The 8266-nt window shown below is 34.2% G+C and carries 9 protein-coding genes; 6 read left to right on the top strand and 3 right to left on the bottom strand.

Going from position 1 to position 8266, the window contains the following annotated elements; translation table 11 throughout:
• Positions 1-84: 84 nt before the first annotated feature.
• The 4 genes from oadA to IJQ68_RS07395 all read left to right on the top strand — a co-directional run bounded on the left by oadA (position 85) and on the right by IJQ68_RS07395 (position 3669).
• A complete protein-coding gene (oadA, locus tag IJQ68_RS07380) occupies positions 85-1794 on the top strand; it encodes a sodium-extruding oxaloacetate decarboxylase subunit alpha (RefSeq protein WP_292798757.1) in 1710 nt (569 codons plus the stop codon).
• A gap of 140 nt (positions 1795-1934) precedes the next feature.
• A complete protein-coding gene (locus IJQ68_RS07385; RefSeq protein ID WP_292798759.1) occupies positions 1935-2705 on the top strand; it encodes an SDR family NAD(P)-dependent oxidoreductase in 771 nt (256 codons plus the stop codon).
• A gap of 294 nt (positions 2706-2999) precedes the next feature.
• Positions 3000-3317: a hypothetical protein gene (locus IJQ68_RS07390; protein ID WP_292798761.1), complete on the top strand. Its 318-nt coding sequence runs from the start codon at positions 3000-3002 to the stop codon at positions 3315-3317.
• Between the two features lies 1 nt (position 3318).
• Positions 3319-3669, top strand: a complete 351-nt coding sequence (locus IJQ68_RS07395) for a DUF2283 domain-containing protein (protein ID WP_292798763.1) — start codon at positions 3319-3321, stop codon at positions 3667-3669.
• A gap of 16 nt (positions 3670-3685) precedes the next feature.
• On the opposite strand, the gene queC is transcribed toward IJQ68_RS07395, so the two are convergent.
• Positions 3686-4363 (bottom strand): 7-cyano-7-deazaguanine synthase QueC, encoded by a 678-nt coding sequence (gene queC / locus IJQ68_RS07400; RefSeq protein ID WP_292798765.1) that lies wholly within the window; start codon positions 4361-4363, stop codon positions 3686-3688.
• Positions 4360-5529, bottom strand: coding sequence for a nickel pincer cofactor biosynthesis protein LarC (larC, locus tag IJQ68_RS07405; protein ID WP_292798768.1), 1170 nt, complete (start codon positions 5527-5529; stop codon positions 4360-4362). Before larC ends, queC begins: the two co-directional genes overlap by 4 nt.
• A gap of 79 nt (positions 5530-5608) precedes the next feature.
• Between larC and IJQ68_RS07410 the strand changes: the two genes are divergently transcribed.
• Positions 5609-6295: a hypothetical protein gene (locus IJQ68_RS07410; RefSeq protein ID WP_292798770.1), complete on the top strand. Its 687-nt coding sequence runs from the start codon at positions 5609-5611 to the stop codon at positions 6293-6295.
• A 4-nt stretch (positions 6296-6299) separates the two neighbouring features.
• Positions 6300-7346: a phosphatidylglycerophosphatase gene (locus IJQ68_RS07415; RefSeq protein WP_292798771.1), complete on the top strand. Its 1047-nt coding sequence runs from the start codon at positions 6300-6302 to the stop codon at positions 7344-7346.
• A 2-nt stretch (positions 7347-7348) separates the two neighbouring features.
• Here the strand turns inward: IJQ68_RS07415 and IJQ68_RS07420 are convergent, their stop codons facing one another.
• On the bottom strand, positions 7349-8098 hold the full coding sequence (locus IJQ68_RS07420) for a TatD family hydrolase (RefSeq protein WP_292798773.1): 750 nt from the start codon (positions 8096-8098) through the stop codon (positions 7349-7351).
• Between the last annotated feature and the right edge of the window lie 168 nt (positions 8099-8266).

Consider the following 8266-nt stretch of genomic DNA (forward strand, 5'->3'; position numbering starts at 1 on the left):
ATATATGTAATAATAAATATTAATACATAATCTATTGAAAATTATTATAATTTATTCAAATAATTTTAAAGAGGTGTTTAATAAATGGCTAAAGTAAGATTTACTGAAACTGCACTTCGTGATGCTCACCAGTCTTTGCATGCAACCAGGATGAGAACCAGAGACATGATTCCTATTGCAGAAGAAATGGATAAAGTGGGCTATTTTTCTGTAGAAGCATGGGGAGGAGCAACATTTGATACATGTATCAGATACTTAAATGAAGATCCTTGGGAAAGATTAAGAAATTTGAAATCTGAATTCAACAAGACTCCAATTCAAATGCTTTTAAGGGGACAGAACTTAGTAGGATACAAACACTATCCTGATGATATCGTAACAAAATTTGTAGAAAAGTCTTATGAAAACGGTGTAGACATATTCAGAGTTTTTGATGCTTTAAATGATATAAGAAATATGGAAAAAGCTATTAAAGTCGCTAAAGATCAGGGCGCTCATGTTCAAGGTACAATCAGTTATACAATAAGTCCAGTTCATACTTTAGATGATTTCGTTGATTTGGCTAAGGAACTGGAAGCACTTGACTGTGATTCTGTAGCAATCAAGGATATGGCAGGTTTAATTACACCGACCGCAGCATATGAATTAGTATCAAAATTAAAAGAAGAAACAGATTTACTCGTAGATTTACATTGTCACTGTACCAGCGGAATGACTCCAATAAGTTATTATGCTGCATGTCAGGCTGGTGTTGACATATTGGATACAGCAATTTCTCCATTGTCCTGGGGAACATCACAACCACCTACCGAAAGTATGGTTGCAGCATTACAGGGAACTCCTTATGATACCGGATTGGACTTAAAACAATTAACTCATATCAAAGAATACTTTGATGATATCAGGGAAAAATATGCATCATTGCTTGATCCTATTGCAGAAAGTATTGATGCTGACGTATTATTATACCAAATTCCTGGAGGAATGCTTTCAAACCTCATTTCCCAGCTTAAAGAACAAAACGCATTGGACAGATATGATGATGTGCTTGAAGAAATGCCTCGTGTAAGAAAAGACATGGGTTATCCACCACTTGTAACTCCAACAAGTCAGATTGTCGGTATTCAGGCCGTAATGAATGTTTTAGGTGGGGAAAGATATAAAACCGTATCAAATGAAGTTAAAGAATACATGAAAGGTAATTATGGTAAACCTCCAGCACCTGTCGATGCAGAAATTTCCAAAAAAATCATTGGTGATGAAGAGGTAATTACCTGCAGGCCTGCTGATTTACTTGAACCTGAATTCGACAAATTCAAATCAGAAGGTATGGAAAAAGGATTTGTAAAATCTGATGAAGACGCTTTGACTTATGCATTATATCCACCAATAGCTCCTAAATTCCTTAAAGGGGAAGCTGTTGAGGAAGAGCTTAAAGCTCCATCCATTGCAGATGACACTGAAATCGGAATTCCAACACAGTATAATGTTGAAGTTGACGGTGATGTATTTGAAGTCAAAATCATGCCTACGGGATTCATGGAAGTTGAAGAAACCGAAAAAGGTCCGTTCACTCCTGTTGAGGGCGGAGTATTCTCAACCATGCAGGGTATGGTAATTAAACTCAACGTAAATGTCGGAGATAAAGTATCTGAAGGCTCCACTATTGCAGTTATCGAAGCTATGAAGATGGAAAACGATATACAATCTGAAATTGCAGGTGTCGTAAAAGAAATCTTCGTAGAACCTGGTGATGCAGTAAGTGCCGGAGATATTTTAATGGTTATCGAATAGGATAACCTTTTTTTCACTTTTTTTACTTTAATATCAATTTTTTTTAAAATTATTTAGACAAATTTAAATATTCTGATTTATATAATAATTAATATCGAAGTTTATATATAAACTTTGAATATTTTTTAGGAGACAAAAAGATGAAAAACTACTTTGACATAAAAGATAAAGTCGCTCTTGTCACTGGAGCATCTTCCGGTCTCGGTTGGCAAATTGCACAAGCATATGCTAGTCAAGGCGCAAAATTAGCATTATTCGCTAGAAGGGAAGAAAGACTTATTGAAAACAAAAAACAACTGGAAGACGAATATGGTGTAGAAGTAATGTATGCTGTAACAGATGTCGGAGACCCTGAAAATATCGCAGAATCTGTTAAAAAAGTAGTGGATCATTTTGGAAGAATCGATATCCTTGTAACTGCTGCCGGTATGGGTAACAACAAACCTGTAACCGAACAAAGTACTGATGAATGGGATAGACACATCAAAATTGATTTAAGTGGTGTTTACTACACTTGCGCTGAAGTAGGAAAAGTAATGATTGAACAAAACTATGGTAAAATCATCAACATCGGTTCAATCCACTCCCGTGTAATTTTCCCTGGTGGAGGAATTTCCGCATACTCCTCAGCTAAAGGTGGAGTAATGAACTTAACTAAAAACTTGGCTGTCGAATGGGCAAAATATAACATTACCGTTAACGCTATCGGTCCTGCAGTATTTGCAACTGAATTAACCACTGAAAGTATTGAAATGGAAGGATTCATGGACTTGATTGCTGCTTACTGTCCAATGCAAAGACTTGGTGAACCTGGTGAATTAGACGGTCTTGCAATTTACCTCGCTTCCGATGCTTCAAGTTTCTGTACCGGTCAATTAATCTGTGTAGACGGTGGTTGGACAGCTATTTAAGTGTAATTTTGAATTACACTTCTTTTTTTTATTTTTTTAGTTAATCTAAGTTTTTAAAAAGAGTTACTAGAATTTTCTAGTAAAAAATTATTTTTCATAAATGGTTAAATCTTCGATTCCTGTTTTTTTTAAATCCTCTTTTTTTACAAATACGCATTTTTAAACAAAATATTCTTTTTTTAAAGGGATATGGTCTTTTTAGAAAATCCTTATTACTGCTCAAATGCTCTTGGAAAGTCGATTTATATTATATATAATAAAAAATTATTTAACTAATTCGTTGGTTGTGATTAAATGACTGATTATACAACTGAAGATGTTTTTAAAATTTTAAATAATATAAGAAATAATCCTTATGGGGTAAAAGATTCGAAGCATATGATGGGTAGAATTAATAAGAGGGATTTGGATGCAAATGAAATAATTAAAAAAGTATATCAGGAAATTCCTGTTGGTGTACAAAAATCGTATAATACTAGCAATAAATTTGAGTTAATATATGAATTTTCAACTAAGGAGGATTTATATGTTATAATAAATATAGATAATTTTGAAGAAATTACTATAGTAACATGCATTACAAAAAATATTTCAAAAAGGGAGCATGATTAATATGGTTGTTAAGAAAAATGTTTGTTATTCTTATGATAATGAATTGGATGTTGCAGTAATTACTGTTAATGAGGATTATAAGTACAAAGAATCTATTAGGTTAGATTTTGGTGTGTATTTAGATATTGATATTAATAATCATCCGGTATCTTTAGAAATTGTTGATATTTCTAAAATCTTGAATGTGAATAAAGATAAACTCAATAATCCAAAAATCATTACTAATATTCTAATTAAAAATGGTTTAATTAAAGTTTCTGTTTTATTTAATTTTAAAAATGTTGAAGAAAAATATGTAAAAAACATAGCTAATGATTTCAATATCCCTGAAGGGGAAACAATTTTAGCATAATGTTTTTTTATTTTTTTTATTTTTCATAAATGGTCAAATCTTCGATTCCTGCTTTTTTAAATCCTCTTTTTCGTCTCATGCAGCTTTCACAAACACCACAGTGATGTTCATTTCCTTTATAGCAGGAATAACTCAAATCCATTGGAGCACCTATTTCAGCACCTAGTTTTACTATTTCATCTTTGTCCAAATCAATGGCAGGAGCTTTAATTTCAATATCGATTGGAGATCCGACTTCAAACAGTTCATTGAATTTTTCAAGGTATTCTTTTGAATTGTCCGGAAAAGTGTTTGCTTCTTCCTTATCCCATCCGACGATTATTATTTCAGCGCCAATGCTTTCAGCGTATGATGCGGCTATTGAGGTGAATACTGTATTTCTTGCCGGCACCCAGACGCTGCTTGCACTTTCTGAGGATTTTTCCACATCATCCAAATCATCAAAGTCAACTTCCGGAATATCCTCATCGGTGTTTAATGTGGAAGTGCTGATTTTACTTAACCAGTCCAGGTCAATTACGTGGTGTGTAAAACCCATCTTTTCACAGATTTTTTGAGATGCCTCAAGCTCTTGGGTGAAAGCCTTTTGCCCATAGTTGAATGTAATTGCATGAATTTCATAATCTTTTGCATAAACGCTTGCTGAAACTGTACAGTCAAGCCCTCCGGATAGCACCGCTATTGCTTTTTTCATTTTATCATCTCTTTGACTTGCCTTAAACTTAAGTTCTTTTCATTGGCGATTCTTTTTAAATCTTCATATTCCGGTCTTTCGGAGATTACCTCTCCGTTGACATATCCTATTTTGAAGGTAACTTCATATTCATCCCCTTCAATTTCAAAGGTTTTTTTTACAAATTCCCTTTTTGCTATTCCTCTGTGCAAATTCGGGGCGATTCTTATGCCTAAACTGCCTGTATGCTTGAAGATAAGATTAACCAATTCGTCACGTTTGCTTTTTTTAGCAATGACTTTCAAGAGACTTCCCTGACGATTTTTCTTCATTATTATAGGGGTTATTGACACGTCAGATGCTCCGGCATCAAGCAATATGTCGAATAAATAGCCGATTTCTTCGCCTGTCAGATGGTCAATATTGGTTTCAATGACATCAACAGTATCACTTTTACCTGCTTCTTCAGTACGTATTATTCTTAATACGTTCGGATGGTCGAAATCTTTGCTTCCTGCACCATATGCGACTTCACTTACTTTTGCCTGTGGAATGAACTCTTTTATTTCATCACAAATCTCAGCATATATTGCACATCCGGTTGGTGTTGCAAGTTCGCTGTCGACAGGTCCTCCGACAAAATTCAAGTCTTTTAATATTTCAAGGACCGCAGGCACTGGCACGGGCAGTGTTCCGTGGGCGGTTTTCACCCGTCCTCCTCCAACAGCTATTGGAAGGCCTATGATTTTTTCCTCATTTAATTTCAGGGAGTAGTATGCCCAGACAGATCCGATTACATCAGCCACCGCATCGCTTGCACCGACCTCATGGAAGTGAATTTCTTCAAGGCTTTTTCCATGGACCTTTGACTCTGCAACAGCTATCCTTTTAAATATATTTAGGGATGTTTTTTTAACATCTTCATCCAAATCAAGGTCATTTATTTTATCGACCAGTTCATTATAATGAACATGGTCTTTTTTATCAAGCATTTCCACATGACAATATACAGAATCAATTCCATTTTTATTGGTTTTATCAAAGTTCACATCAACTTTCCCGATGATGCCTGCTGAGGATTCCATAACTTCCTTTAATTTATCCGCATCCGCACCCAAGTCGACAAGCGCACCAATAATCATGTTTCCGGATATTCCACTTCCTTGAGGGTCTATAATAATTGTCATATCAAATACTCCTTAAAATATAATTCTTAACATTTAATAATAATTTTGTTTAAATACTATTAATAGTATTGGTGATATTGTGTTATTGAAAGAGGCAACTTTTAGAAATCTGTTATATACCATGATTATTGTCAAATCCGAAAAGGATGCAGAATATCAGGAAAAGCTTTTTAAGATAAATTCAATCGATATAAATAATTTTGAGGAAGAATTTGACAATATCCAAATTGAAAACGAGGTTAATGCAATGCTGCTTTTCCCTTACCTTGACTATACTCAGGGACTCTCATTTCTCCTGGTTGCAAATGGGCTGATTGAAGGAAATACTATCACTTTCTACGAACGCCCTAATTTCGACACATTTCAGATAATAAGAAAAGATACATTAAATGACAAGGAAATATTCTATCTAAAGGATTTATTAATCAACAACGATTTTGATTTGGAGTATTACGTTAACTATGCGATAAATCAGACTGAAAGTTACAGAGATGATGCTGAAGTAGAAATGCTTCGGGCATTTTCAGAAATTGATTCCTGCCGAAATGAAGATTTCCCTGATGATTTTCTGACATATTTCTTTAAGGAAGGATTGAATCCTGAAGGAATGTGGGTCAGAGGAAAGGAACTTAAAAAAGATCATATTTTGGCAGAATTGCTTAATCAGCCGACTCAGGATTTTGGAATTAATGCCGGAGATGTTATAAAGGTTATTGTATATGAAGATGAATCAGGCGAAATATCCTGTATTGCAGATTTGAGGTGAGTAAATGAAACGAGTAAATATTATGGAAAAGGATTATGGGGTTTTTATCAACAATCCGAATAAATTTATGGCTATCAGTGATTTTACAGTAAGTCATGGAATTGACATTGTAAACAATGTAAACATCATCACTGCAAAAGATGATTTTGAGAATTTGGCCAGGGAATCAAATAATCAGGATGAGAGATTGTACATTGCCCAGGAAGTGGACTCAATCAACTTCTTCAAAGAATCATTCGGTGACGTGACATTATATACCTTCGTCACAAATGATGTGGTTATTGAGGATTTCACCGATAAACTGAAAGTTGCAAACTCACCAAAAGGATTTGGCGATGCAAAAATTGATATAAGCCATGTCATTTATGTTGATAAGGTGCTGTCCAAAAAAGACTTGCTGAAAATCTATAAAAAAGTATCTAAAGTCAAGGCAAAATATTTGGCCGGTTTAAAATTACCTCTTCATATCAGCAATATTTTAAATACAAATGACTTTTTAGCTGTTTTATGCGAAGTTCCGGATGAAAAAGAACCTAAATTTGATAAAATTGATGTTCATGAACTGAATATTGGTGATGCTGTTGAAACATCAATCGACGAGTCATTTAGAAGAATTGGCCTGACATTCGGTGTCCTGGATTATCTGGTCTCTGAAGGAATTTTAATCGGTGATTTAATTGATACGGGTATGGAATTGCTTGATGAAAGCGAAGTGACTGATGAGCTAAGACAAAAGATGGAAGATCAAATATTGAAGTCTTTGGCGGATATTAACGTCATTACCTTATTGATGGCTGCAATCAGAACAGAACAGGACTTCAATGACAATAGAATACGTGAAATTGATGAAAACGATTGCTGTTCTAAAATGCATTCTGATGAAATTCTGGGATGGGCTATTTCCAATCAGATTGCTGGAACCAATGCAGCATTTAACTATAAACGTTATGATGCGGTAAAACCGGGAATATTGCCGTATTTACCTTCAATTCTGGATGATGTATTCGCAGGACTTATTGCGGGTTGTATGACAAAAGTTCTCGAGAAATAAATTCATATATTGAATAATCTTTTTGCATTTTCAGTCGTTATTTCAACGACTTCATCTTCATTCATATTCAGTTCGCCAGATATCTCTTTAACTATGTATGTTATGTTAATTGGCGTATTCTTTTCTCCTCTTTTCTCTTGAGGAGCAAGGTATGGTGAATCTGTTTCCACAAGCATGTGGTCTATATCTATTGTGTTCACGACTTTTCTTATTTTTTTGTTGTTTTTATGTGTAACCGGACCTCCGATTCCTATATAGTAACCCAATTTAATGAATTCACGTGCCATCTCGGCCGAACCCTGATAGCAATGAAGAGACCCTATAACATCATGTTTTTTTAAAATATCATAAGTGTCCTGCATTGCTTTTCTTGAATGCACTATAACGGGCAAATGGTGCTTTTCTGCAAGACTCAACATCTTTTCAAATAGTTCCTTTTGTTTATCTTTATTATCTTTTGTATAATAATAGTCAATGCCTATTTCACCGACTGCAACCACATTATCGTTTTCAAGTTGACTGTCCAATAGGCAAATGTCTTCATCAGTAATTTCATCTGCAGTCGTATAGAAATATCCTAATGCGGCATGGACATTTTTATACTTGCAGGATAATTCCAACACTTCTTTATTGCTTAACGGGTCAGTTCCGTTCAATATCAGATGAATATCCTTTTTTGTAGCCTCATTTATTATTTCTTCCGCATTTTCCATTTCGCTATTATAGACATGGCAATGTGTATCGATTATCATGAAAATCTCTTGCAATAAGTTTTTATTTATTTGTTATTATAGTATATTACTAAAAGTTTTTACCATTTTTATTTTTTTTCTGTCGAACGAATAGTGTTCAGATGCTCTCTTTGATTTTATTTATATATTTTTATTTTAATTATATAATTATTGTAATTTATTTAGAGA

This window comes from Methanobrevibacter sp., assembly GCF_017447225.1.
In the GTDB taxonomy this organism is placed as follows: Archaea; Methanobacteriota; Methanobacteria; order Methanobacteriales; family Methanobacteriaceae; genus Methanocatella.

Bases quoted from the DNA above. Each gene is read 5' to 3' on its own strand.
- oadA (WP_292798757.1), top strand. From the start codon at position 85: ATGGCTAAAGTAAGATTTACTGAAACTGCACTTCGTGATGCTCACCAG.
- IJQ68_RS07420 (WP_292798773.1), bottom strand. From the start codon at position 8,098: ATGATAATCGATACACATTGCCATGTCTATAATAGCGAAATGGAAAAT.
- queC (WP_292798765.1), bottom strand. From the start codon at position 4,363: ATGAAAAAAGCAATAGCGGTGCTATCCGGAGGGCTTGACTGTACAGTT.
- IJQ68_RS07385 (WP_292798759.1), top strand. From the start codon at position 1,935: ATGAAAAACTACTTTGACATAAAAGATAAAGTCGCTCTTGTCACTGGA.
- IJQ68_RS07390 (WP_292798761.1), top strand. From the start codon at position 3,000: ATGACTGATTATACAACTGAAGATGTTTTTAAAATTTTAAATAATATA.
- IJQ68_RS07395 (WP_292798763.1), top strand. From the start codon at position 3,319: ATGGTTGTTAAGAAAAATGTTTGTTATTCTTATGATAATGAATTGGAT.
- IJQ68_RS07415 (WP_292798771.1), top strand. From the start codon at position 6,300: ATGAAACGAGTAAATATTATGGAAAAGGATTATGGGGTTTTTATCAAC.
- larC (WP_292798768.1), bottom strand. From the start codon at position 5,529: ATGACAATTATTATAGACCCTCAAGGAAGTGGAATATCCGGAAACATG.